This is a genomic window from Chryseomicrobium excrementi (genome assembly GCF_002798305.1).
Lineage (GTDB): Bacteria > Bacillota > Bacilli > Bacillales_A > Planococcaceae > Chryseomicrobium > Chryseomicrobium excrementi.
Genome location: NZ_PCGR01000002.1, coordinates 316,105 through 340,429, shown reverse-complemented (window position 1 = coordinate 340,429; position 24,325 = coordinate 316,105). Strand labels below are relative to the sequence as shown.

General features: G+C 42.0%; 20 protein-coding genes. 3 read left to right on the top strand and 17 right to left on the bottom strand.

What is annotated here, in order from left to right; translation table 11 throughout:
* Positions 1-41: 41 nt before the first annotated feature.
* Complete coding sequence (locus CQS04_RS06345; protein WP_100353328.1) at positions 42-950, bottom strand: DMT family transporter; 909 nt, start codon at positions 948-950, stop codon at positions 42-44.
* Positions 951-1,088: 138 nt separating this feature from the next.
* Between CQS04_RS06345 and CQS04_RS06340 the strand changes: the two genes are divergently transcribed.
* Positions 1,089-2,786, top strand: coding sequence for a GGDEF domain-containing phosphodiesterase (locus CQS04_RS06340; protein ID WP_165775470.1), 1,698 nt, complete (start codon positions 1,089-1,091; stop codon positions 2,784-2,786).
* A 40-nt stretch (positions 2,787-2,826) separates the two neighbouring features.
* Here CQS04_RS06340 and CQS04_RS06335 read toward each other — a convergent pair whose 3' ends face one another.
* The 7 genes from CQS04_RS06335 to CQS04_RS06305 all read right to left on the bottom strand — a co-directional run bounded on the left by CQS04_RS06335 (position 2,827) and on the right by CQS04_RS06305 (position 10,637).
* Complete coding sequence (locus CQS04_RS06335; protein ID WP_100353326.1) at positions 2,827-3,318, bottom strand: threonine/serine exporter family protein; 492 nt, start codon at positions 3,316-3,318, stop codon at positions 2,827-2,829.
* A 9-nt stretch (positions 3,319-3,327) separates the two neighbouring features.
* Positions 3,328-4,068 (bottom strand): threonine/serine exporter family protein, encoded by a 741-nt coding sequence (locus CQS04_RS06330; RefSeq protein WP_100353325.1) that lies wholly within the window; start codon positions 4,066-4,068, stop codon positions 3,328-3,330.
* Between the two features lie 262 nt (positions 4,069-4,330).
* Positions 4,331-6,229, bottom strand: coding sequence for a beta-propeller domain-containing protein (locus CQS04_RS06325; RefSeq protein ID WP_100353324.1), 1,899 nt, complete (start codon positions 6,227-6,229; stop codon positions 4,331-4,333).
* A 145-nt stretch (positions 6,230-6,374) separates the two neighbouring features.
* A complete protein-coding gene (locus tag CQS04_RS06320) occupies positions 6,375-7,535 on the bottom strand; it encodes a saccharopine dehydrogenase family protein (RefSeq protein ID WP_100353323.1) in 1,161 nt (386 codons plus the stop codon).
* A 162-nt stretch (positions 7,536-7,697) separates the two neighbouring features.
* Positions 7,698-9,170, bottom strand: a complete 1,473-nt coding sequence (locus tag CQS04_RS06315; protein ID WP_100353322.1) for an aldehyde dehydrogenase family protein — start codon at positions 9,168-9,170, stop codon at positions 7,698-7,700.
* A gap of 106 nt (positions 9,171-9,276) precedes the next feature.
* A complete protein-coding gene (locus tag CQS04_RS06310) occupies positions 9,277-9,840 on the bottom strand; it encodes a hypothetical protein (RefSeq protein ID WP_100353321.1) in 564 nt (187 codons plus the stop codon).
* Positions 9,837-10,637, bottom strand: a complete 801-nt coding sequence (locus CQS04_RS06305) for a hypothetical protein (RefSeq protein WP_100353320.1) — start codon at positions 10,635-10,637, stop codon at positions 9,837-9,839. Before CQS04_RS06305 ends, CQS04_RS06310 begins: the two co-directional genes overlap by 4 nt.
* Before the next feature lie 166 nt (positions 10,638-10,803).
* Between CQS04_RS06305 and CQS04_RS06300 the strand changes: the two genes are divergently transcribed.
* Entirely contained in the window at positions 10,804-11,457 is a 654-nt protein-coding gene (locus CQS04_RS06300; RefSeq protein WP_100353319.1) for a TVP38/TMEM64 family protein, read from the top strand.
* A gap of 34 nt (positions 11,458-11,491) precedes the next feature.
* Here the strand turns inward: CQS04_RS06300 and CQS04_RS06295 are convergent, their stop codons facing one another.
* Positions 11,492-11,983 (bottom strand): flavin reductase family protein, encoded by a 492-nt coding sequence (locus tag CQS04_RS06295; protein WP_100353318.1) that lies wholly within the window; start codon positions 11,981-11,983, stop codon positions 11,492-11,494.
* A gap of 106 nt (positions 11,984-12,089) precedes the next feature.
* On the opposite strand from CQS04_RS06295, the gene CQS04_RS06290 reads away from it, so the two are divergent.
* Complete coding sequence (locus CQS04_RS06290; RefSeq protein WP_100353317.1) at positions 12,090-12,881, top strand: endo alpha-1,4 polygalactosaminidase; 792 nt, start codon at positions 12,090-12,092, stop codon at positions 12,879-12,881.
* 646 nt (positions 12,882-13,527) lie between these two features.
* Here the strand turns inward: CQS04_RS06290 and CQS04_RS06285 are convergent.
* The 8 genes from CQS04_RS06285 to CQS04_RS06250 are packed head-to-tail and all read right to left on the bottom strand — an operon-like array spanning position 13,528 to position 24,100.
* Positions 13,528-14,226: a DUF4956 domain-containing protein gene (locus CQS04_RS06285; protein WP_100353316.1), complete on the bottom strand. Its 699-nt coding sequence runs from the start codon at positions 14,224-14,226 to the stop codon at positions 13,528-13,530.
* A gap of 12 nt (positions 14,227-14,238) precedes the next feature.
* Entirely contained in the window at positions 14,239-14,937 is a 699-nt protein-coding gene (locus CQS04_RS06280) for a polyphosphate polymerase domain-containing protein (RefSeq protein WP_281257844.1), read from the bottom strand.
* 12 nt (positions 14,938-14,949) lie between these two features.
* The gene (locus CQS04_RS06275) at positions 14,950-16,674 is read right to left on the bottom strand and encodes a CotH kinase family protein (RefSeq protein WP_100353314.1); all 1,725 of its coding nucleotides are present in this window, start codon (positions 16,672-16,674) and stop codon (positions 14,950-14,952) included.
* 15 nt (positions 16,675-16,689) lie between these two features.
* On the bottom strand, positions 16,690-18,117 hold the full coding sequence (pelG, locus tag CQS04_RS06270) for an exopolysaccharide Pel transporter PelG (RefSeq protein ID WP_100353313.1): 1,428 nt from the start codon (positions 18,115-18,117) through the stop codon (positions 16,690-16,692).
* On the bottom strand, positions 18,080-19,525 hold the full coding sequence (gene pelF, locus CQS04_RS06265; protein WP_100353312.1) for a GT4 family glycosyltransferase PelF: 1,446 nt from the start codon (positions 19,523-19,525) through the stop codon (positions 18,080-18,082). The genes pelG and pelF overlap by 38 nt, the downstream gene beginning before the upstream one ends.
* A 5-nt stretch (positions 19,526-19,530) precedes the next feature.
* The gene (locus tag CQS04_RS06260) at positions 19,531-21,048 is read right to left on the bottom strand and encodes a DUF2194 domain-containing protein (protein ID WP_100353311.1); all 1,518 of its coding nucleotides are present in this window, start codon (positions 21,046-21,048) and stop codon (positions 19,531-19,533) included.
* Positions 21,049-21,063: 15 nt separating this feature from the next.
* Positions 21,064-21,930 carry a hypothetical protein gene (locus tag CQS04_RS06255; protein ID WP_100353310.1) on the bottom strand — a complete coding sequence of 289 codons (867 nt, stop codon included), beginning with the start codon at positions 21,928-21,930 and terminating at the stop codon, positions 21,064-21,066.
* A 4-nt stretch (positions 21,931-21,934) separates the two neighbouring features.
* Positions 21,935-24,100, bottom strand: coding sequence for an NAD-dependent epimerase/dehydratase family protein (locus CQS04_RS06250; protein ID WP_100353309.1), 2,166 nt, complete (start codon positions 24,098-24,100; stop codon positions 21,935-21,937).
* Between the last annotated feature and the right edge of the window lie 225 nt (positions 24,101-24,325).

The following is a 24,325-nucleotide window of genomic DNA, read 5'->3' as shown; positions in this document are numbered from 1 at the left end:
CACTTCTCTTATTATGACACAGGAGAGGTGAAAAACAAGTCTCAATGTTCTGATTGTTTTTCCCCGGCAATCGTTAGCCACGTGATGAAAACGAGCATGATAGCCATACCTACATATTGAAGCGGACCAAACAACTGACTAAACCAGAAGAAAGAGATGATCATAGCGGTTAGAGGCTCCATACTGGATAAAATGCTTGTCTCGACAGCCGTAATATACTTCATGCTCGACAAGAACAAGATGAACGCGACCGTTCCTACTACTATAATTGCCGCTGTCATTCCAATGACGACCGGATGCAGTAATTGACTCCATTCGTCACTCGCCCATAAGCGAGAGAAAAGGCCAAGGACCACTCCACCGATCACCATCCCCCAACCGACGACGATCAAAACACCCCACTCCTGCATGAGACGAGCTGGGTACACTGTATAAAAAGCAAATGCAATCCCAACAGCGACTCCCCAAAATAGAGCTTCTCCTGAAATCGCCAACTGGGCAAAGTTTCCGTTTGTTAGTAGCAGGACAAGTCCACCCAGAGTCCCCACCATGCCTATCACTTGATAAGCAGGCGGACGCTTTTTCAATCTCCAAGATACAAACAAAATGATATAGACCGGCCCTATGAATTGAAGCAATGTCGCAACAGTCGCATTACTCGCATCGATGGCTGCAACAAATGTGAACTGCACAGCTAGCATTCCAAAGATCCCGAAGATTACTAGCCTCATGCGCCACGCAGCATCCTTCCAAATTGTAAACACTTGAATATGTTGAAGTCGGACTACTGCCAAAACGAGCAGCCCTGCCACAATCAAGCGAATGGTCAAAAAGAACGGGACACTGATGGCATAGTGCTCCAGTAACCATTCCATCATTGGACCACTCGCTCCCCAGAGCATAGCTCCCGAGAGAATGAGTCCAATTCCTTTATATCGTTGTGAGTTCATGGTGAATTCCCCTGCCTTTTCTCTATTTCGCCATTTTACAATTCCTAGAACTTTTGGAATAGTAAGTGGAGAATTGTAATGACGTATTGGTAATAATGAATTATACTGATGAAAACGGATTGTAAAGGAGTACTGTATATGGCTCAAACTAACTATACACTTGATCATTTAAACCAGCCATTTGAAATGAAATCGATCCCTACTGAATGGGAACAGGTAAAAGCTGGTTTAAAACAAGGCTTTATGTTCTATGTTGTTGATGCTAGTGGTATTATCCTCTCTACAAATGCCAATTTTCTAGAACGAAGTGAGTGGACGCCAAAACGCGTCATAGGGAAATCGATTTGGCAACTGCTCCCTGATGAAGAATCGTCTCGTCATAAAGCGCATCAAATCCTTCAGCAACTAGAGCGCGGCTCTGTTTGGCAAGGGTCTGTTGAGAAATGTACAAAGTCCGGTCAACCGTATTGGGTTCAAATGTTAGCTATTCCCGTAATGGATGAAGAGGACATCGTCCAGCACAGCTATATTATAGAAGAAGAAATCACAGATAAGAAAACGATGCAAACGAAGCTTGAAGAAGCTGCCTTCATCGATTTGGAGACAGGCCTCCTCAGTCGTTACAAAATGGAAGAAATCATGAAAGAGCAGCTTGCAAAAAAAATGGAGTTCACCTATGTATTGCTGTCGATCGATAAGTTCTATACATTAAAAGAACTGATGAATGAACAACATGAAGAAGCGCTTCTCCATGAATTCACTCAGCTTTTGAAAAAGTACTTCCCTGACTCTGAAATCGGCCGGATGGGGCGCAATGAGTTTGCCTTGATCACTCCATTAAGCGACTGGTACATCCAAGGATTTGGTGATTTCTTAAAATCCAACCCTGTCTATATCGATAGCAAAGCGGTTGCTCTGACAGTAAGCGGAAGTATGACTCGTTACCCGGATGACCAAAAGACGTTGCATCATATCGTGGAAGCGGCCCACAACTCTTTACAGCGAGTGAAACAGCAAGGCGGAAACTTGATCACAACACTACCAAAAGATGCGCATTCCAAGCTGTCTCGTCGCGTTGAGATCGAAAAAGAACTGTTAGTAGCGCTTGATCAACAGAACCTTGAGGTCGTCTACTTACCTATCCTTGATACGGCAAGCAAGAAGGTCACGAGCTTTGAAGCGCTAGTTCGCTGGGAAAGTGATGTCTTAGGACAAGTTTCCCCAGAAGAGTTGATTCCAATCGCAGAGCAAACGGGTCTAATTAATGACTTAGGGACGTTTGTCTTAGAAAAAAGTTGTAAGCAAGCCGCCGAGTGGCATCAAAAAGGCTATGACATCAAAGTGAATGTCAACCTGTCCGTTCGTGAGTTCCATGACAAGAACATGCCACGCATCATCACACAGATTTTGCAGCAAACCGGCTGTCCTGCCAACCGTCTACAAATTGAGATCACAGAGAAGTTCGCACTCGAAGCAGAATCTGAAAAAGCAATCATCGAGCAGATGCATGCGTTGAACCGAGAGGGCATCCGTTTCGTTCTAGATGATTTTGGAACAGGGTACGCGTCTCTTCGTTACTTGCAGATCTTGCCGATTGAGAGTTTGAAGATTGACCGGACGTTCATCCAGTCGATGACTCAAAATGATAAAGTCATGCGCTTGATTAAAGGGATGGTATCTCTTGGTCATTCGCTTCAAATCCGAGTGCTTGCAGAAGGTATCGAGACCGAGCAGCAAGCCAAGCAGCTACAGTCTATGGGATGTGACGGCCTTCAAGGCTTCCATTTCTCCAAACCTTTGAAGAGTACGGAGCTCGAAACGTATTTCCAATCCTAACTGTACAGAAAACCAAGCGCCCGCTGCGGCGCTTGGTTTTTTATAATTGACGCGTCTCTTCGATATCTACTAGCGCATCTGTCTTTTCCTTTTTCACAACACGTCTATAGAGTCGCGAATAGATCTGCATGATAATTTCTGCAAATACAAGCCCCATAGCTATAGCTCCTGAAATAAGAAGAGCACGTGTAGCTAGCTCAATCGCCATCAAGTAATCCTGTTCCACCACATTTCGCATCGCATTATAAGCAGTAGCTCCTGGAACTAAAACAATGATACCCGAGACACTGAATAAAATCATAGGCATCTTCCGTCTCCGTGCAAAGATGTGAGACATCAACGCAATGGTGAAAGCTCCAAGAAATGTTGCCACCACTTGATCATCGGCTACCGTCTGAGTGACGGAAAAGACAAGCCATCCAACCGTTCCTACCAGACCGCAGTGGATGAGCATGCGACGAGGGGCATTGAATAGAATACCGAACGCTACGGCTGCTAAAAAGCTGAGTCCTGCTTGTAGTAAATAATCCATAGCTCCTCCTTAGAATGACAAGACGAGTGCCACGCCTGCTCCAATGGCAAAGGCCGTGAGAAACGCCTCGGCTCCTTTTGATAATCCAGATACAAAGTGACCTGCCATCAAATCTCGCACCGCGTTAGTGATGAGAAGCCCTGGTACAAGCGGGATGACGGATCCAATGATCAGACTGTCTAAATTATTTCCAAACCCAATATATACAGCAGAATAAGCGGCAATCCCAATGACCAAAGCCGCGAAGAATTCAGCAAAAAATTTCACGCGTGTTTTTAACTCCAGCATAGTCGCAATCACGTACCCCAGTGCACCTATGCCCATGGCAGCCGGCACGTTCCACAAGTCATGACCGAGAAGCAACAAGAAGGCACCTGAAGTAATTCCTGCCGCAATAATTTGGAGCCAGAACGGAAACGTTTTGTGTTCGGTCTCAATTCTCCTCAATTCTTCGTAAGCTGCTTCAATGGTGAGCTCTTGATTAACCAAGCGCCGCGAAATCGAGTTGACCATGGCGACTTTCTCAAGGTCGGTCACACGCGAATTGACTCGCATCAAACGGGTGGGAGCATTGTTGTTGCCACTGAACATGATTCCAGTCGGCATGACAAAACTTTGAGAGCCGATGAGATGCTGGGATTTCGCCATGCGCTCCATCGTATCTTCCGCCCGGTAAGTCTCGGCGCCCCCTTCGATCATGAGGCGGCCCGCAAGCAGACAGCACTCGACTGTAATTTCGTAGTTGGACATGTCCTGCCTCCTTTCGGTTCTCTCTTCAGTCTAACGAACTGGGATGGATTCTGACAATGCTTATTGTGCCAAGACAGCAAAAAACCAGCCGAAGCTGGTTTTCATGTCTTATAAGTATATGCTTTTCACCTGAGACATCCTTTCCAAGGGGAGAACCTCCGAGCCTCCTCGTCGCACACTCCTGCGGGGTCTCGCAGAACCTCTGATACCCTAGGAAAAGACATCTCAGGCTCAAAACACCTGAAATTTACAAACAACCATCTTAATAATCTAGAACTTGCTTGCGCTCAAATGTGTTGAAGTCATAGCTTGAGATGCGGCGGTTGGCTAGTGTGAATAAGGTGTCATCTACATAAACTAGACGTTGAATCGTGTGGTTCCACTCTTCGTATTGCTGGCCTTCCACTTTGTCATTCATCAGAGAAGCCACTGGTGTGATACCTTCTTCTGGTGTGACTCGGTAGATGTTGGCCCCGTCCCCTTCATATTTGACGTTCCCACCTGCTTCACCTGAGTATAAAGTCACCGGGAATCCATAATACCCTTTCTCTTGATGAATCATTAGAGCTTTGTGATCGTATTGGGCTGGAGAGTAACTGCCATATCCTCCGATAATTTCAACATCCTGCTCTTTAGGATTAGAGAAATCACTGACATCAAACAGCGACATCTTCATAGCACCCGTCACTAGACTTGGCTCCTTAGACCCTGGGAACGTCACCATCTCCGTCTCATATCCGATACCAAGTAGATGGGTCTCACCAATAGGGTGCAAATAATTACTGAATCCTGGAATTTTGAGTTCGCCAAGAACTGCTGGTTTTGTTGGGTCTGAGAGATCAAAGACAAATAATGGATCCGTTTCTTTAAATGTCACCATGTAGGCTTTGTCTTCCATAAAACGGGCTGAATAGATTCGCTCCGTTTTGGCCAATCCTTTAAGTTCTCCTACTCGGTTCATCTCGTCATCTAAGATAAACAAGTGATTTTCTGATGGCTTGGATTCATTCCAAGAATCGCCTTCCGTTGTGACTACTCGGAAGTGGTTGTCGTATTCATCCATTGAGAACTGATTCAACAAATGGCCTTCTAGGCGGTGCGAGCCGACCAACTCTACATCTGTTCCTTCAAAATCAAACTTGTAGATATCTGTATCTCGTACTCCAGGATTCCAGAACATGCTGTCAGTCGTCTCATCTGAATCAGCACCTTCTTGAGAATACACAGTAGTTGTTAAATAAATGGATTCTGTAGACATATAGAATTGCTCGCTACTTCCGAGATATCCTTCAGTTGAAAGTTGTGATTCATTTAAATTTTCTAATGAAATAGCAGAGATCAACGTATACCCCCCCACTAATGTATCCGGGAGAATGGTAATTTTGTCGTAATCGATAGCTTCTGGATCTTCGCTTTTTTCCGAATCATAATTGAATGGACGAAGCTCTACCTCTTCATTTTCTTCAAAAGCCCACATTCTGCTGTAAAGGCTCGAGATAAAGTAGATCGTATTGTCTGTCATACGCGCACTAGAAAGTTGCCCCTCTGCCCCAACTTCTCGTACAAGTTTCGGATTTTCAGGATCCTCTAATGAATAAATACTCGCTATAGCCAGACCATCGTAAGGCGCCCATTTGTATCCTTCATCACTTCGAAGGACAGGCTGCCCTTGATGAGAGTAGTTTTGATTCAATACGACTAAATAGTCTTCTGTTAAGAACAGTTGCATAGGATAGCGCTCTCCACCAAAGGTGATGTCACCTGCCTGAACCATATTATCTGGGTCGCGAATGTCAAAGATGCTGACCTTCTGATCTGACACCATATAAATGTAGTCTTCATTCAACTTCACAGTATCCGCTTCGTCGACTCCTTCAACTTGGTTGTTGGTTGTCGAGACATCAGAGCTCTTAGCAGACGACTCTTCTGTCGCTCCTGCCATGTCACTACTGCCCTCAGCCTCTTCTCCAAATGCAAATCTTGACTGCGATGATTTTTTTACGCGTTCGAAATAATCACGCAGTTGCTCTTGCTTTGTCGTGACTGTCATTTCAGGATACCCTTTCACAATTGCACCACTTAAAGAAGTTACAGTATAAAATCCACCTATCAATAGTCCTACAAATACCATTGCCATTACTGGCATCATCCACTTTTTCATTGCCTTCCCCTCATTTCCTGTGAGTTTCTATACCATTAGACTTAGTAAGAGGAAGAAAGTTACAGTACGTCTGAAATTTCTTTTCGACATATTTCCCGGGAAATAAACAAGACCTGCAACCGGTGTCGATTGCAGGTCTGTGAGATCACATTTGTTCTGATTTTACATATTCTTTAATTTCTACACCACGATTCGCCATTTCTCGCATATAAAGGTCGCCTGGCACAACCAATTCTGGTGGATAAACGCCATGAGACGTGATCGTGCCATTACCCACCATCTGAGCAACAACAGAAATTGTATTCGCTGTAGCTCGTGCCATCGCAGTAGTTCCTGATAACTCGTCTTTTGTTGTCACTAGCTCATACATATAGCTCTTTTCTGTCTCCCCTTCGAACCCTTCTACTATAACACGAAGCAAGACAGCATCTTTCTTGTCACCCAGTCGAAGTTGAGGCGTTAATACTTCTCGCAGCACCTCACGAGCGGATACAACATTTCCACCTGCATTCACCATGGTCTCTTTGTTTGTCAGACCAAGGTCTACAAGTAATTTAAACTTCTCAGCATGGCCTTTATAACGAATCGTTTTGTATTCTAAAGTATCGATGCCTGCAAATGTATGACCTAAAGTCGAGGTTCCTCCAGCTGTATGGAATGCCTCTAATTCGTCGAATCCATCAAAATGGATCGGCTCAATTTCAGACAGTGAATCCACTTCCTGCATTTCTCCGTTACGAATTACATGAGACTTATCTGTATAATGATCAAACACTCCGTCTAACGAGAATACGAGGTTGTATTTAAAGATTCCTTCTGGCTCTACCGGAATTCCACCGACATACAACTTGATGCTCGACACTTTATCGAGCTTCTTAGCACCATGTCCAGCTAAAATGTTGATCATCCCTGGAGCAACGCCTAGATCTGGAATGAGCGTAACACCCGCAGCTTTTGCTTTTTCATCAAGATTTAAGATGTAATCTGTCGCACCACCGATGTGCCCCCCTAAGTCTACTGCATTGACGCCAAGTTCAATGGCAAGCTCAGCAACTCGTTGGTTGAATGTATAGAATAGAGCATTGACGACTACATCACACTCTTTCATTAAAGAACGAATCGACTCATCGTCATTTGCATCAAGATGACGGACCTCAAGCTTTGGATTTTGCAGCTTTTGTGCAAACATCTCTGTTTGGCCGACATCTAAGTCCCCAATGATCACTTTCTCTACTTGTGGACTCTTCACTAAGTCTGTTGCTGCTTCTTTCCCCATCAAACCAGCACCTAATACACCTACGATCATTTCTAGTTCCCCCTTTGTTTATATTCCCCTTTGAAACTTACTCTGTATCGAGTTGCAGGCGTTAGAAATACATTCAAAAATCATTCGCCCCCATAGAGGCAAAAAGCACCTCTACGGGCACGCCCAATTTTCGAAGCATTTCTGAGCAAACGCCTTCCACATCTAGTTAGTATCTATTTGCGCCCGCTGCAATTTCCCACTGAAATCTACATAGACGCTCTTCCATTCTGTATAGACGTCTAGTGCAGCCACTCCTGAGTCACGATGTCCATTTCCAGTCCCTTTTGTCCCCCCAAATGGTAAGTGGATCTCAGCACCTGTTGTCCCTGCGTTTACATAGACGATCCCTGTATCTAAATCACGTTGCGCCTTAAAGATTGTGTTGACATCTTGTGAGAAGATCGAGCTCGACAAGCCAAACTTTACGCTGTTGTTCACTTCGATAGCCTCATCTAATGAAGAGACTTCAATGATAGAAACAACAGGTCCAAAGATTTCTTCTTGCGCGATTCGAGAATCCCATGGCACGTCTGTAAATAGTGTTGGCGCATAGAAATGACCTTTTGAAAGGTCTCCTTCATCTAGAACATGGCCACCTTCAAGAAGCGTTGCTCCATCTTCTTTCCCGATTTCCACATAGCCATGAATCTTTTTAAGAGCAGCCGCATTGATGACAGGACCAATTTTCACTGTCTCGTCTGTTCCATCACCGATCTTCAGATGCTTCATCTTCTCAAGAAGCTTTTGCTCAAGTTCTTTCTTTACATCTTTATGAACAATGACACGGCTACATGCTGTACAACGCTGTCCAGCAGTTCCGAAAGCACTCCAGAGAATACCATCTATAGCTAGGTCTAGGTTTGCATCATCCATGACGATGACTGCATTTTTCCCTCCCATTTCAAGCGAGACTTTCTTCAAGTGTTTGCCACCGAGTTCAGCTACTTTACTTCCTGTATCGGTAGAGCCTGTGAATGAGATGACTTTAACGTCAGGATGTTCAATCATCGCAGTCCCGACTGTACCACCAGAACCGAAGACGATGTTAGCGACTCCTTTAGGCAAACCAACTTCCTCAAAGATTTTTGCCATTTCATAAGCCATCATTGGTGTCTCTGTTGCTGGCTTCCATAGGAACGTATTTCCTGCTACGATAGCCGGGAACGATTTCCACGTCGCAATAGCAACTGGGAAGTTCCAAGGCGTGATCAGCCCAACGACACCAATTGGCGCACGAACACTCATTGCAAATTTATCAGCAAGCTCTGAAGGCGTTGTTTCCCCAAACAAGCGTCTTCCTTCACCTGCCATATAATAGGCCATGTCGATTCCTTCTTGGACTTCGCCACGTCCTTCCTCAATGACTTTTCCCATCTCTTTTGTCAGCACTTGTGCCAAATGCTCTTTACGCTCTTCCATTACACGTCCAATAGCATAGAGATACTGTGCACGCTTTGGTGCAGGCACTTTTGCCCATTTTTTTTGTGCAACTTTGGCACCTTCTACTGCTTTAGCTACAAGATCTGCGTCACCCATAGGTACTTCGGCAAGAACCTCACCTGTTGCCGGATTCAGTACATCTTGGTGTGAGCCATCTTCAAGCCACTCTCCGTTCACGAAATGTGTTAACTTCATTTCATCCCTCTTTTCTAGTTGTCCTATCTCCCAAGCCCTTATTTGAAAGCGCTTACAGGTTGTATTCGACAAAACTAGTTGCATTCCTTCTATTATTTTCAAAGTTTCATACAGTGGAATGACCGAGCTCCGTGAAATCAATCAATTTTAATTGATTTTCAAGGTTTTTTCTCTGTATTAAAGCGATGAAGAAATAAATCATCGAGAGTACGCTAAGTCCAATCGATAGTAAGGAGATGGTTAATGCCACACTGGACGTGACATGAACGACAAGTCCTAAAAGTGCAAAGTTGACTAGTTGCACTATCATAAACACTTTTGGGAACTTTGCATCTTGATCTGATAAAATTTGATTCGACACTATAAAGATATATCCGAAATGCAAAATAGTTAAAGCTCCTACGATGATCATCAGAACCCCTAAATATCCATCAAATGGTAGCATAGTGAGACCCATGTTTGGTATCGGAACCATTAACTGGATCAAACTTGTCATTACAAGTATCAAGGAAAGAATTAGGCCCTTATTCGCCTCCCTAGTCGAATGAACGGAAAAAGCGGATGCAATCACTAGAAAGCCAATGAAGTCTGGAAGGATATCAAAAAATCCGATAGTAAAATCGAAAATATGAAAGATACTTCCAATCAACACTCGTTTATGAAAGTTCATTCCTTTTTCGCCTCCTTCACTTTTTGATTGATCCACTCTTCTGATGGCACCTCGTTTAAATTAAAAAATAAGTACGCACTCTCTTCAGATGATTTCCCGCTCACTTGGATTTTCATTTCTATAGTGGCTAGCTCTCCAAAAAACAATGCCGTTCCATCAGATACTTGAATCTGGACAGCATCTCCTTCATCCACTTGAATAGGAGATTCTACTGGTACTTCAATTTCTTTTCCATCCACCCGGAACATCTTTAGCTCAATCCGTTCATCCACCTTGAGTGACTGAATCGTAAACGATTCTAAAGCTCTAAAGCCATCTGCAGAACCATCAGGACCACTCGCACCTGTTAGCATGTCCAGAGGATTCTTTTCTTGAATCAAATCCCTCTGTATACTGAACGGAATGGTTTGTGAAGAACCATCTGTGAAATAAACTGTAGCCATCTTGCCATCTATCTCTTCTACTAATTCAGGTGACAACTGCTCACTCGTAGCTGAATAAAGCACGTAATAAGGAGTCTCCATTTGAATCTGCCCTGTCACCTGCTCCATCCCGTTCATTCCGAATTGCTCAAACGTCTCTGAAGCAAAATTGAGTGGAACGTTCCCTATTTCTGCAAAATTGAGTGCATGTGGTTGTGTCCGATTCGTAATGTACGAGACATAGAACTGTTGCATGTCAGGATTCAATTCACTTGCTACGATGATTGGCTGCTCAAGTGACTTAGCATCTGCATAACTTAAACTCCCAATACGAAACAGAAGGATCGCACCCACTACAATCCATAATTTTTTCACTGGGCTATCCCCTTTAGTTTTCTTCAGTATACGACAGGACGCATTTCTTCGATATCCTTTTTTGGGATTTTTTAGTCCCTTCAGTCATCAATAGTGGGTCATGTTCTAAAATGTTCAATTGCCGGAGATAATGCTATGATAAAGGGACTAGAGAGGTGAGAATCCTATGAAAAAATGGATGGTAGTTATATCGATTGGACTGCTCTTCGCTGTCCTTCTTTACATGCATTTTGATTTATTCCGCCATTTATATGCTGGCGACTTAGACAGCGCACAAGCCTATCTAGAACGCAACTGGATCATGACTTTATTTCTCACTTTTCTAATTATGTTGATCCAACATTCCTTTACCATCTTCCCTCTTCTACTCGTCATCTCGATGAACGTACTTATTTACGGACTTCCATTAGGCTTTCTGTGGAGCTGGATAGCCAGTATCCTTTCTTCAGCCATAGTATTTTATGCTGTCCGCTATGCTATAGACGATCTGATTGCTCGAAAAATCCCAAAGCACATCATGGAATCTATTGAAGCCAACAGTTTTTTGTATGTATTCCAAGCACGAATCATCCCTTTCATCCCAACTAGCTTGGTAAATTTAGCAGCAGGAATCAGTCACATTCGCTTTCTTCCCTTTATTCTCGCTACAACCCTCGGCAATATGATCTTTTTCTTCTTATTAGCCTTAGTTTCAGAAGGAGTTTTAGAAGCAACTACAGAACAGTTCTCTCTATTTGGAATCGCCATTGCGGCAGTGTTGATCTATTTTGTGGTTTTATGGAGGAAGCGCCGCTGGAAGAAAAACAAGCTTAAAGCATAAAAAAACCTGCCACGTCAAACGTGACAGGCGGTACTTATCCTTGTTGATAAAACGCTTCAGGAATCTTTCCAAACAAGCGCTTATGGTACAATAACGGTTCTTTCTCTTCATTGCGAATTTCTGTTACCTCTCCAATCAATATCACATGATCGCCGGCATCAACCGCGTTGTGAAGCTTGCACTCAAGCTGCGAAGCCACATCGTTCAGCACAGCCACTCCATTGTTGCCTGGTTGCCACTCGCATTTCGAGAAGCGATCATCCACACGACTTGCAAACAACATGCACAACTCACCTTGATCTGCAGCTAGAATATTAACATTGAATGTCGTGGCTTTTGTAAAAGCGTCAAAATGAAATGCTTTTTTATCGATAGACCATAAAATCAATAATGGATCGATGGATACTGAAGCAAACGAATTCACGGTCATACCGATTGGATTGCCATCTGCATCCTGTGCTGTAACAACTGTGACTCCTGTCGGATAGTTGCCCATCGCTTGTTTAAATTGTGATACAGCGTCCATGAGGATCACTTCCTTCTTTCTAGTGTCTCTATTATAATACTAGATTGAGAAGTGAATTGCTTTCCATATACTCTCATCCAAAAGACTGAATTTGTGAGGTGAACGCATGAAACGCACGCTCCCCATCCTTCTTCTCATCTTGACTGGTTGGTTGATGTCTTGGTTGCTCCCTTCGCTAAGGAGCCCTTTGACACCGGTACGCAGCTTTATGTTTTATTACGACCATCCTACCGATTCTGTTATGAATGAGTTGAAATCTGTAGATTTGGCCATCTTGGCGGTTCATGCATTTTCCAAAGAGCAGATACAAGAAATTCAAGCGAGTGGCACTCTAGTCTACGGCTATACCAGTCTGATGCAGCTTGAAAGTTGGAACACTGCCATCACAACTCAAGTTCAAGAAAGTGATTATGCCTTACAAAACGAACAAAGAATCTACGTGGAAGAATGGGATACTTATATAATGGATGTCCGGGAAGTCCATTATCAACAAATCCTTCTCACGAAAATACAAGAAGAGCAACAATCAAAAGGAATTGACGGTGTGTTCTTTGATACAGCCGACGATCTCTATCACTATTTCTCCGATACCCCTGAACATGAGAGCTATTTACAAGCCTACGAATCTGTGTTGAAACAAGTAAGTGCACTTGGACTAGGGATCGTCCAAAATAGAGGCTTTGAATCTTATGAAGCACGAGGCAAGCCATATATCGATGCCATTCTGTGGGAGAATTTTGATGACCAGACACTTGCAGAGAGCAAATGGGCTCAAAACTGGTTTTATTCACTTTTAAAAGCTCATCATCAAAAGACCTTACGGTTATTGGCGGAAGTCCGTACAGATAACGCGGAAAAGCTGAGTCGCAATCTCGGGTTTCCTACTTATAGAAAGTAGTATATGTGGAAAACGCTACTTTATTGCTAAAATCGTGCCTGACTTGGGGCTGTTTCCAAAAGGGCCGTGCCGAATCTTCCCAATCGCTTCACGGGTGAAGCGACACGGGTGATATCCGGCATCGACCTGATCCTTCAGGAAACAGCCCCAAGATCTACGGCACGCTTTTTCGCTTCTTGAAAATTAAATTCTGATAGATACTTGTTTTTGAACCTGAGAGGCCTTTTTCCTAGGGTATCATGAGGTTCTCGGAGACCCCACAGGAGCCTGCGACGAGGAGGCTTTGAGGTTCTCCCCCAGGAAAATGGTTTCTCAGGTGAAACTAGCTACACAAAAAAAAGGATTCTGATGGCCGCTCCCACAGATAAGCGTTTCTTTTCCGAGCACTCTCAGCAAGAAGACTTCTAGCTTATGCAACTCGATTACTCTAGATGTGGAGCCGACTTTCCAGAAATCTTGTAAAATACCGACGTGGCTTGTGAAGCGCTCTTGGCTTCATGAGACGCGTCGGTATTTTGCGGGGATTTCTAGGAGGCGCAACTTGATTACATGAATCGGAACATTTCTCCTGCACACTATACAAAATACTAAAGGCAGTTTCCCTTTTGAGAAACTGCCTTTGCTAGATTCTGTTCCTGATATCTTTTTATACAGCATAATCGCCATTGTATTTTACTAAGGAAGCGTCACGAACGCCTTCTGTCTCCACCAGTTCGTTCAAAAAGCTGGTGTTGTCAATCTTCAGCCGGATTTCAGCTGTCAGCTCGACCGCTCCTTTACGAACAATTTTTGATTTCAACTCATAATTGAGTTTCTGCAACGCTCGCTTCACTTCATCATTTGCTTCTTCGGTGTAGTGAATCACCAATAAATACATCGTATCCGTATGTTTTTTACGAGATATAACAAAAATGATGGCTCCAATGACAACTGCTCCAATAATCGTAAGTAAGTATAATCCTGCCCCACTTGAAATTCCTGAGGCAATCGCCCAAAACATAAAAACAATATCAAGCGGATCTTTGATAGCTGTCCGGAAACGGACAATACTCAGGGCTCCAACCATCCCAAGTGAGAGAACAATATTGGTACTGATGGTCATGATGATCAAACAGGTGATCATGGTCATCATTAGGAGGGTTCCATTAAATGTTGGACTGTAGAGAACACCCCTATACGTAATGCGGTAAACAAAATAAATAAACAAGCCGACTCCAAAAGCCATCGTCAAACTTAGTAGAATATCAATAATCGATAATGAGTCCATAGCAAAATCTTCAATAAAACTATTTCTCAGAATATCTGTAAAGTTGGTTTGTTGATCTGTTCCAGTAGTAGCCGCCATGACATCTTCCCCCTAAAATCCGTGATACTGAATGGAGGCCATCCGACAGAGTACGTACTTCGAGATAGCCGACCTTTGATGAGCATCTAACTGAATCATTTGGCGAATGTGATCCGGTAAAAAGTGATCGTATTTTACTTCTAAAATCATTTTTGGATAAGAGATGACTTCCTCAGTTATAGCACTTGCATCAAAAATGTCCATCGTATTTGTCACAAAGCTTAATTCTTTATCAAATGTAATTCGGACATTACTAATATCGGATTTATAGGCTTCACGAACATAATCGACAATAACACGGGGCCTCATGAATTCGCCTTGTAGAAACACATAAAACTCCTGTGCAAGCTCATCCTCTCGTTCTTTTAAAAAATCATAGTCTTGTTGCATGATTCGTTCATACTCATTTCGCGTAATCGGAATGGAAGTCTTCAAAATATACTCACCTTGCCGACTTTTCCGTTCTAATTTAATGACCGCATCCGAATGATTATAAATCCGGATGCGGAATTTTTTTCGCCTAAAGATTCCATAGTGTTTTTGAAACAAGTCCGCGTCAAAGAGATTGTCAAAGTACAAGCTTCTGATTAAGTACCCTTCTTCATTAATGCTATTTTCATCATTCGGTAAGACTTGCTTTAGTTTCTGGCGCAACACATGATAGTCCCGCGAATGGATGTAGTACTTATTCTCATGCCGAAAAGTTTTCAGAGAAATTCCCCCTTACCGTACAATAACTTCTTTGACACCCCAATAACGAATTCTTGATTGATCCACATAAAAATCAAATGGAATTTGCTGATGACCACTAGTATCTTCAATTAAAACCCGGAAATAATAACGTCCTCTCTCTAACTTAGGAAGCCTTAATTCAAAATTGGTATTTTCTTCATTGTGCAACAGATTTTCCATAGTAGGAGTCTTACTTAGTTGGACACGATAACTCAATTGTTCATTTTGAAGATCAAACGATGCATCCCAAGTAAATACTTCTTCTTCACCTTGACTCTCGTGATGCAAAAAAATAGGCATTGGATAGTCTAAAGATGCGAGAGTTCGGTCTTTAGAAACATCAATCGCAGCATACAAATCTGAATAGTACGTCTCAAACTGACTGACCTCGATATCTAAGTAACGTATATCTGGTCGCTGATTGATATATTTGTTAACTACTGGATAGTATGCATCTAAAAACTCTGTAGTTTGTTCAGTTGTAATGATTGTTTCTAGTTCTTCAATTTTGGTTTTTAAATCTTCAATATTTTTTGTATTCCTTAAAAAACGTCTGTGAAGGGAGGTTCCCCAGTAACGTGCTACTCCTCCTTGCCACATAGGTCTGTCATTTACCCTTTCAAGGTCTCGACCGAGTGCCCCATCAAAGTCCCATGGAATTAAATACCATTTCGATTGATTCAGAGGATGATAGAGATAATAATTTGAAGCCATTGTATCATAGTTCCCAAAAAGAAAATTGATAGCTAAGAAGGTTAGATAATTGTCTCTGTCAAAATACGTTTCAAACACCTGATCAAAATTGGCATTAGGATCATTTACAGCATCTAACATTTCTAATAGCGGTGTATGATCTTCACTACCGCTGATGCCAAGTATGCGCTCAAATGCCTCCTTATCATAAGTAGGATCATCTGCAAGTTTAAGCGCTTCAGGATATCTTAGAAATTCAAAGTTTTCTATTTTATACAACTGGCCTCCTGAATTTAATTTCCGAGCCGCCAGAGCTTCTTCATTTAATTGCTCTACATGAGTGTACAGTCCATAACTCTCAAATTCTTCATTTTGAGAATCTTGTGTTTGATCTTTTACATGCAACTCAACAAACGTTGTTCGTAAACTAATAATATCAGGTAGTTTTGTAAAATAATCAAAAGCCAATTTGTTACGAACACGAGTCCGATCTCCATGATGTTTGTTCAAGTTTAAGACACTTTGCCCATACCAAAGACCCGCAGAATCTTTTAAACGAATTTTGTAAGATTTTTGAGGAGACAACCGACTAGATCGCCCTCTGAGTTCAATGGTTGCATTCGTCTTATCAATCCCTTTTGTAAATGCTGATCCTGATGGCCCCTCTTCATCCCCTACTTGAAATAAAATCTGAAGATCCGGGCCTCCTTCAAGGTGCGTAAATTGCTTGTAGGACTCATCGAGTTCGCGAAATGTGATATCGTTTTCCACCACTTCATCTTGATTGAAGATAGTAATGTACACATGTTCGAGGCGATCAAATTGAAATTTGTCATAAATCGTTTTATCTTCTATTAGTCGTGTTGATGTCGGCTCAGCGTATTGTTCAGAAGTGGAGGGAGCTTCTTCGGCGACGCCGTTATCTTGCTGTAAAGAAGGCGTCAACTCATTTTGCAACCAAGTAAGGCCAACGAATACCCCGATTAATGCCAGCACAACACCCACAGCTTGCAAAATCTTCATCTCCCTCACCTCCTGTTACCGTTGCTTTACTAAATAGCGTTCAATAAATGTTGGTTGATCTTTTTGAATAATCGGCTGTGTACAAAATGTTGCATAATCAATATTGTTTAAATTCTTGGTCATAATTACTAATGCCGCTAATAGAGCAACTGCTCCTCCAATGAACAAGTTAGTACCAAGTGGTACCCATGTATAGATAGAAATGACGGTCATTGCAATAGTTACCCCACTAAATGTCAGCATTGCTATGAAGGCACTTTGACGTTCATCGAAATACAGCATGAGCATAAACAAGTTAATCAGCAGCCCGATAAACCAACTTCCTATCACTGCATAGACAAAAATGTCCAGTTGGCCTTGAGTGAGTCCAATAGATGGCAGCAGGGTTAAGCCCAAGAAAATCGCGACTAAGACTACCAGTAACTGAATTTGCGCTAAGAACAATAACTCTAGACGCAATACACGGAACATTTCACGCTTTGCATTTTCAATTTCAGAGAGCGAAGATCCATTCAAAATTCGGCTGTAGTACTTTTTATAAGTGACATAAAACTTTGTTTCTATGGTGACCATAAATAGCACAAGCGCCGGCAAAATGCTTAAGTAGGCGTAGAAAATGGGAACATCATAAAATGGTGCAATCGCGAACGTATCGGCGATAACTAATTGGTAGTCACTCATCCACAAAATAAAGCTATGTCCATAAAGCCCTAGGTAATAAAAGAAGCCGATACCAAAGAGTAACGGATATTTTTCCAAGTAACGCAGAAAATCAAAGTAATTTTTATCATCTACCATAAAATAATGTTTTACATAACGGAACAGCATCAGATAGACAATACCGAAACCAACCGCCAAAGACACGAGCATCGCAAAAGCCGTATTCCAGGAAAACAGTTGTATGAAAATCCAACTTAGTACAAAGCTCGCTACGATTCCTGCTGCGTAACTGATGATGATTCTCTTGTAATCTTTCAGAGCGGATACATACATGGATAAAATCCAAATCCCAATCAGTTCAACAAAGAACAAGTAAGACACGAACTTAAACGCAAAAGGCAGAGGCGAGTTCCAGTAAAATAGCAGTGTTACTACAAAGCCAATAGCAAAGGTAACAGCTAATAGGCCATATAAAGAAGAAAGCACCTTTGTCTCTTGCTCTAAAAACGTCTGATCGGCTACATATCTAGAAATGATAAATAAAAAACCACCAGTTAAGAGCTGAGAAAAAATGAAAGCATATTGAGTTGTGGACATAAATAACAAGACTTCACCTTGTGGGGTGCCTAAAACTAAAAGCCATTCACGAACAACAGTGATTAGGAGAATCGTCAAAAACATAGGTCCCGTTGCGACAATTGCCGAAAAGCTCATGGCGCGAATCTGACCTAAAAAGTTCGATTGGTCATAGAGCTCCTTCAGCTGAAATCCTATTCCGGCCATCCGTCTTCACCTCCTGTGACAAATACAGTTTGTCATAGTTTTCAATCATTTGATCGATACGATAACGTGCACGCACTCGTTCTTTCCCTGCCAATCCATATGTGATTTGAAGCTCTGGTGATTGTAGGATTCGTGTGATTTGATGTGCCATCTGTTGATAATGCATTAAAGGCACAACAGCCCCAGCATGACCAAACTCGTCGTGAGCTCCCTCGATCAACTCTCGGCAAGCTCCTACATCTGTTGCTACAACAGGAATTCCTGCAGCAAAGGCCTCTAAAATAACTAATGGCTGCCCTTCGCTAATACTTGAGAGAACGAGCACATCTATAAACTCAAAATAGGTGCGCACATCAGCATTACCCGTGTAGTGAAGGTTTTTAATGGAGAGCGCTTCCCCTAACAGCAAACACTCTTCGTAGTACTCCTTATCCTCATCATTAGGACCAATCAAGTAAAAATGACTTTCTGGAAGCATCTGTTGTACTCGTGCAAAACTTTGTAACATGGTTTTAATGTCCTTGATTGGAACAATTCGTACCACTGCACCTACATGGAATCCTGGTTTTCGTTTTCGTGTGACACTACCGTATCTAGCAATGTCCACCCCATTTTCAATGACCTTCGTTTTTTCTGGAGGACACCCTAGATCCATTTGTATTCTTCGGTTCTTCTCAAATAGAGAAGTCACGGTATCGGCATACGTATACGTGCAAGAAGATAAATTGTAAAAATAGTGAATCCAAATATCTTTAAAATATCCTTGAATCCATCGCGCTTTGATGATTTCTTCCTCACGTTCCCGTGTATAGATGCCGTGTTCTGTCAAAATCAAAGGTTTTTGATAACGGTGCTTGGCAGCACTTCCTAAGACACCTGCATACCCAGTAGATACAGAATGGTAGATATCGGCTTCTGGGATATCTTGATCTAACGCCACGAACAACGGGAGCAACATAGACCGTAAAGACCAAAACATATCCGTGAACGGAACATAAGGAAAACGTTCTGAGCATAGTTCATAAACAATATCGTAAAAATCCTTACTGACAAGAAAATCTGGAATCGAATCGATTCGGTCTTTTCTGAAAAGATCAAACAACGCCGTCCAATCTGTCGGCTCTCCTGCAATCAGTTGATAAATAGCCTGCTTTTCGTCATGTGTTAATTTGTAGCGTTTGTTATGGGTAGGCTCCGTGTCTAAATAACCTTCTAGATAGATCTCTTTTAGCTCTACTAGGTTCGGCGGAGGCGGATACTTCACGGTTAACTCTTCTCGCTGTTTTGGTGCAATCGAAAAGACGATGAATTGATGGTGTGGCAGCTGTTCCATCATATACTGTAGCCAACTCGAGACCCCTCCGGTTGTTCGAGGGTAGGCTCCTTCAACAAATACACAGATTCTCATGGTCATCACTCCGTTTCAATTGAAAACTGGGGACCCAAGGCACGCACTAGATAAAACTGTTCACCTATCTTTGTAATTTCACAATTACTAGTTGCAGTGATTTTATCTGCAGTTACAAAGTGGAAATAGGTATGATCTGTGAAATACCGTAGAGTAACGTTCAGCTCATTCCCTTGCTTGTCAATAACGTAATCATTCTGCTCCCATTGCTGCTTCCTTTTTGACATCTCACTATACGGCACATACGGGACATCATAGGTCTCTTGTATAGAATCGAGAAAGTCTGTCACGTCCCTCCACATTTGGACATCTCGCTCATCTCCATAAATGGCGTAGGGAGAAAATGAGGTGACTTGAGTCCCATATAGAAAAGCTTCACTCAGTGATTCCCAAAGTGTTTGATTAGTCGGTGACACAGGTAGTGGAGTTCTTATTTCCTCTTCATCAAGAACGCTGATAATCGGGTAATTTCCCACTGCCTGTTTCAGCCTCGGCAACTCAACACTTAAATCCTCATATTCCCTAGCTCCCAATTCCCCTCCAAGTAGCACGAGCTCTCGAGTATACAACTCGAGCTCTTGATCATAGCTGTTCACTTCCCCAAGATCTGCTGGATAGATAGCTGCTGCTGTGTAATTCAAGTCAAACTTTGCTTCAAGGCTCTGCATTTGGAGCCACCAGTCTTGGCGATAATAATTTTTTTCAGATTTCCCATCAACTAAACGCGTTGTTTGAGTAGGAAAAGGAAACCCGTCAAGTAAGGCAGCGCCTGCATATACAATCGGATAAATAGGCGCTGCTGTTTTCGCAAAAGCCCAAGTCAGTAAAGGAGCGTAATAGCTGTCTTTTGAGAGAACACCATTGAAGAAGTAGACCTTTCCTTCACCAAGAGCATACGTCCAAAGAACAGGCTGTCCAAGACCAGTTTCTGCAACTACTAGGGCATCAGAGTGAAGTCTTGCAGAGAGTAAAGATTGTCTAAAATCATCTCCCGAGAGTTCCAACTTTTCGTCTAAGGAAAAGAACGGGGGAAAGACTGTCACATCTTCAGCTTCAATAAAGCCCCCATACTCGATGATTCCAAGTTGCTGATAGATCCGTTGAAAAGTAGATTGTGGCGCCGGCCTTCCAGCAATGACCAGATTTCCACCCGTTTCTACAAATTCAATGAGTCGTGTAGTATCCAGTCCTGTCCAATCTTCTGTTGCTAGAATCACTGTTGAAATCTCCTCTAAACTCGATAGGCTTTGATAGTCTTCTAGGCGATATCCGACTGCCATTTCCTTCAGCCTACCCTCAATATAGAGCGCTATTTCTATGTCACCTTGAGAGTCATGCAACAATAGGGTGTCGACAGTTTGCTGCTTGTCCAACTCATATTCTTTAACAGCTGAATCCGTTTGATGAAAACCAGCCACTCGAAAAAACAATGGCGATTTTAAAAAGATTAAGAATGTAGCAATTAAGATCAACACGGCACTGATTACATACAGCCCTTTACCTAGGTCAAATGTTGGTTTCATAGTCTCTCATCATCCTTACATCCAGAACCTCAGCTTTTCTAGACCAGCAGGAGACAGTTGAATGGAAGAGGCTCGTAAATTTGATAACACACTTTGTAGCATGGTTTGATTTTTTCTAAGGTACGCAATCTTCATTGATAACAGATACGCTTCTTCCGTACCAGGAAAATACGTGTGTACATTTTCACTGAGCTGATCTAATTCTTCATCCACTTCACCGAGCAGTTCTTTTTGAACTACAATTTCTTGATAAATTTTAAAGTCTCTAGTAGGAGCTATAGCAACAATCTCCCTTAGAACTTGTATATACCGCTGACGAAGCTGATACTGTGTCACTTCGTCAATAAATTCCAGTTCAATCGCTGACAGTAACTCATTTTTCAATTCATAGAATAGAACGATATCTTCAGGGGATTCTTTAACTCGTTCCTCCAGTTTTTGAATAGCTCGCATAGTATCACTTTTGCTTTTTTGAATTGCGACTGCTGCATAGTGAGCCGTTTCAGAATCATCATTTTGCAAGGCTTGTTTTAAAACATCCTGTCGGACATGTTGCTGTTTTTTTAACATATCAATCAATAATTGTCTGCGCAGAACACTGGAATTCAAGTACAGAGCGTCCGCAAAAGGAACAATATTCTTTTCTTTCTCTTTATCTGGAATGAGCCAATCTGTTTCTGGAACTTGTTCTCTTCGGATCAACCATTCTGGAAGTGCTGTAGCATCTCTTCCTTTCCACACCAATGCAGCTACAAGTAAAACCCCTGCAAAAGGAACGCTCACTAGAATAAGGAATTGCAAAAAAGCAGAGGGTCTTTTTAAAACAATCAAAATAATAGAATAGAGGACTACTGCTACATAATAAATAACAAACCATAGCATACGATCAGCCTCCTACTAAGACTGGTGATGAGTCGATATTAAAATGACGCAGTCTTTTTTGTACAATTTCAGCCTGTTCTACAGTCGTATTGGATAATAGACATTCGTAGCTTCCATTTTCCCGTTTACCTAGATAGTCGTTAGAACGTAACAGAGGCTCAATCAATTTCAATTGAGCAGTCGAGACTGTATCAGGTAACTCTAACCGAACATATGGTAATTGGTGAGCCTGTCTTGCTTTTTCTTTCGTACCAATAATTTTTTCATAATAGAAAGGTTTTAACACATGCGTATCCTCTACATAGCGCTCTGCCTGTACTTCTTCGATATGTTGGTAGGCTCGAATTAAAGCAGAACTGATTAACCGAAGTGTAATTTCAATTGTATTCTTGTAGTAGAGTGAGAGTCGCTCAAACGGAATATCGTACGCTGCGACGACACCTATTACTTTACCTCCTATTTCAATCGGTGCGGCAAAAGTTGGCGTTTCTGATTGTAAATCCTTATTAAAGGTAACGGTCTGGTCACGAATCACTTTTCCAAACAGAGTATTCACAGTTTGCAAGCTATGAGGTAGTGTAAAACCAGCGCTTGTGGATCTTGCCATAAGACGCAGATACATCCCATCTTGACTCACCTGATAGATAGCAAAACGGTTATGATGAAGCAATTTCTCCAAAGTATCAATGGCATTCGAGAAAACATCTTCCGGCTCTAAATAATCCAAATCTTTCACAGCTTGGTAGACCTTTCCGATGCTATCCTCCGCATAGAGAATTTGAGTTTGAAGTTCATCTTTAATCTCTCGAGTATCTTCGTAGATACTTGTCATGAAATCTAGTTTCCCTTCAGCAATCACTTTTTCCTCTTCTGCGTAAGCTAATTCAATCTTCCGTCGATCAACGATATAGCCGACCACAAACCCGATAATCAGATAAAGGGAGAACGTTACGAGTAAAGAGTTATCTGCTATTAAGGATGTGAACCCTCGACCGTTTTGAACTTGTGTAAATGCTATTACAGAGACCGCTAGTGCAGAGGCGATCATGGCTTGATACTTTCCGAATAATAGCCCCGCAAACAGAATATAAACGAGCCACATATCAACCGGCACAAGATTTGTCGGCACTACTAGAGCTAAGACTAAAAAGATAGCAAAAAGTACCCCATTCTCAATTAATTGCATACCGAATCGATTCGATTTTCCAATTTTCGCAACTGCCTCAGATGCTTTAGTCGTTTGTTTCTTTTGTTCACTATGACTCTCATATTCTTTATGCCACGTTAGGTTTAATCCCTCATTCAAAGAATATTTTGGCGTCCAGTCGATTTTTCGTTTTAGTTTTGTATTATCTAGCAAAGAATGACGAATATCTCCCTTGACCGCTGGGGAGGTGTTTAAAGAAACAAAGGGTTGAATAGCTGACAAGTGTTCCATTACATTTCGTATGCTAGTTTGATGATTGGAAGAGAGATTGTAAGTTCCAGAAAGGTCACTGATCACAGAACGATATACAGCTTCAACGACATCTCCAACATAGATAAAGTCTCGTGTTTGTTCTCCGTCCCCATATATAGTGATGGGTTCGTTAGTTAAACTAGCTGTCACAAATCTTGAAATCACTCCACTTTCATTCGATGATTCTTGATAAGGACCATACACATTTGAAAGACGGAATACTAATGTATCTAGACCGTGCAGTTGCTTCCATTTTTCACAGTAAGTTTCTCCAAGCATTTTGTTGATACCATAGGGAGTCGATGGATTCAGTGGAGCAGTTTCCAGAATAGGCAATGAGGTCGGTTCACCATAAACGGCAGCAGAGGAAAAGAAGACAAATTTCTTCACTTGGTATTTTCGACTGAGTTCTAACATATTCACTAGCCCAACTACATTCGCTTCCGTGTCTTTAGTGGGTGATTGGATGGAGACAGGAACGCTAGTTTGAGCTGCACAATGAATGACCATGTCAAAACGATGGGATTTGTAATAGGCATCACAGGATTCATCCGCACAATCAGCTAAGATCGACTTATGCTTGAACGTTACTCGTTCTTTGTCACCATTTGAAAGGTTATCTAAAATAACCACAGAGTGGCCTTCTTTATAAAACCTTTCTGCCAAGTGCGACCCGATAAACCCGTACCCTCCTGTCACTAAAACCTTCATGATACATTGCTCCTTTCAAAATATCTGAAATTTCAGAATCCTATTAATGGAATAATAGCACCGTTTTTCATATTTGACCATACCTTTAAATAAGACTTTATAACCAAAATTAGAATTTAACTATAATTTTTCTCTTTATTTCTTATTTTAATGAATCTTTTTATCTAGCTATCATTCATATAATGTTCATTTTTTTGCCATTCTTAGTTTTTAAATCCATAATAA

Excerpts from the sequence above, each read along its gene's own strand:
- CQS04_RS06345 (WP_100353328.1), bottom strand. The coding sequence starts at position 950 with ATGAACTCACAACGATATAAAGGAATTGGACTCATTCTCTCGGGAGCT.
- CQS04_RS06340 (WP_165775470.1), top strand. The coding sequence starts at position 1,089 with ATGGCTCAAACTAACTATACACTTGATCATTTAAACCAGCCATTTGAA.
- CQS04_RS06335 (WP_100353326.1), bottom strand. The coding sequence starts at position 3,318 with ATGGATTATTTACTACAAGCAGGACTCAGCTTTTTAGCAGCCGTAGCG.
- CQS04_RS06330 (WP_100353325.1), bottom strand. The coding sequence starts at position 4,068 with ATGTCCAACTACGAAATTACAGTCGAGTGCTGTCTGCTTGCGGGCCGC.
- CQS04_RS06325 (WP_100353324.1), bottom strand. The coding sequence starts at position 6,229 with ATGAAAAAGTGGATGATGCCAGTAATGGCAATGGTATTTGTAGGACTA.
- CQS04_RS06320 (WP_100353323.1), bottom strand. The coding sequence starts at position 7,535 with ATGATCGTAGGTGTATTAGGTGCTGGTTTGATGGGGAAAGAAGCAGCA.
- CQS04_RS06315 (WP_100353322.1), bottom strand. The coding sequence starts at position 9,170 with ATGAAGTTAACACATTTCGTGAACGGAGAGTGGCTTGAAGATGGCTCA.
- CQS04_RS06310 (WP_100353321.1), bottom strand. The coding sequence starts at position 9,840 with ATGAACTTTCATAAACGAGTGTTGATTGGAAGTATCTTTCATATTTTC.
- CQS04_RS06300 (WP_100353319.1), top strand. The coding sequence starts at position 10,804 with ATGAAAAAATGGATGGTAGTTATATCGATTGGACTGCTCTTCGCTGTC.
- CQS04_RS06295 (WP_100353318.1), bottom strand. The coding sequence starts at position 11,983 with ATGGACGCTGTATCACAATTTAAACAAGCGATGGGCAACTATCCGACA.
- CQS04_RS06290 (WP_100353317.1), top strand. The coding sequence starts at position 12,090 with ATGAAACGCACGCTCCCCATCCTTCTTCTCATCTTGACTGGTTGGTTG.
- CQS04_RS06285 (WP_100353316.1), bottom strand. The coding sequence starts at position 14,226 with ATGGCGGCTACTACTGGAACAGATCAACAAACCAACTTTACAGATATT.
- CQS04_RS06275 (WP_100353314.1), bottom strand. The coding sequence starts at position 16,674 with ATGAAGATTTTGCAAGCTGTGGGTGTTGTGCTGGCATTAATCGGGGTA.
- pelG (WP_100353313.1), bottom strand. The coding sequence starts at position 18,117 with ATGGCCGGAATAGGATTTCAGCTGAAGGAGCTCTATGACCAATCGAAC.
- pelF (WP_100353312.1), bottom strand. The coding sequence starts at position 19,525 with ATGAGAATCTGTGTATTTGTTGAAGGAGCCTACCCTCGAACAACCGGA.
- CQS04_RS06260 (WP_100353311.1), bottom strand. The coding sequence starts at position 21,048 with ATGAAACCAACATTTGACCTAGGTAAAGGGCTGTATGTAATCAGTGCC.
- CQS04_RS06255 (WP_100353310.1), bottom strand. The coding sequence starts at position 21,930 with ATGCTATGGTTTGTTATTTATTATGTAGCAGTAGTCCTCTATTCTATT.
- CQS04_RS06250 (WP_100353309.1), bottom strand. The coding sequence starts at position 24,100 with ATGAAGGTTTTAGTGACAGGAGGGTACGGGTTTATCGGGTCGCACTTG.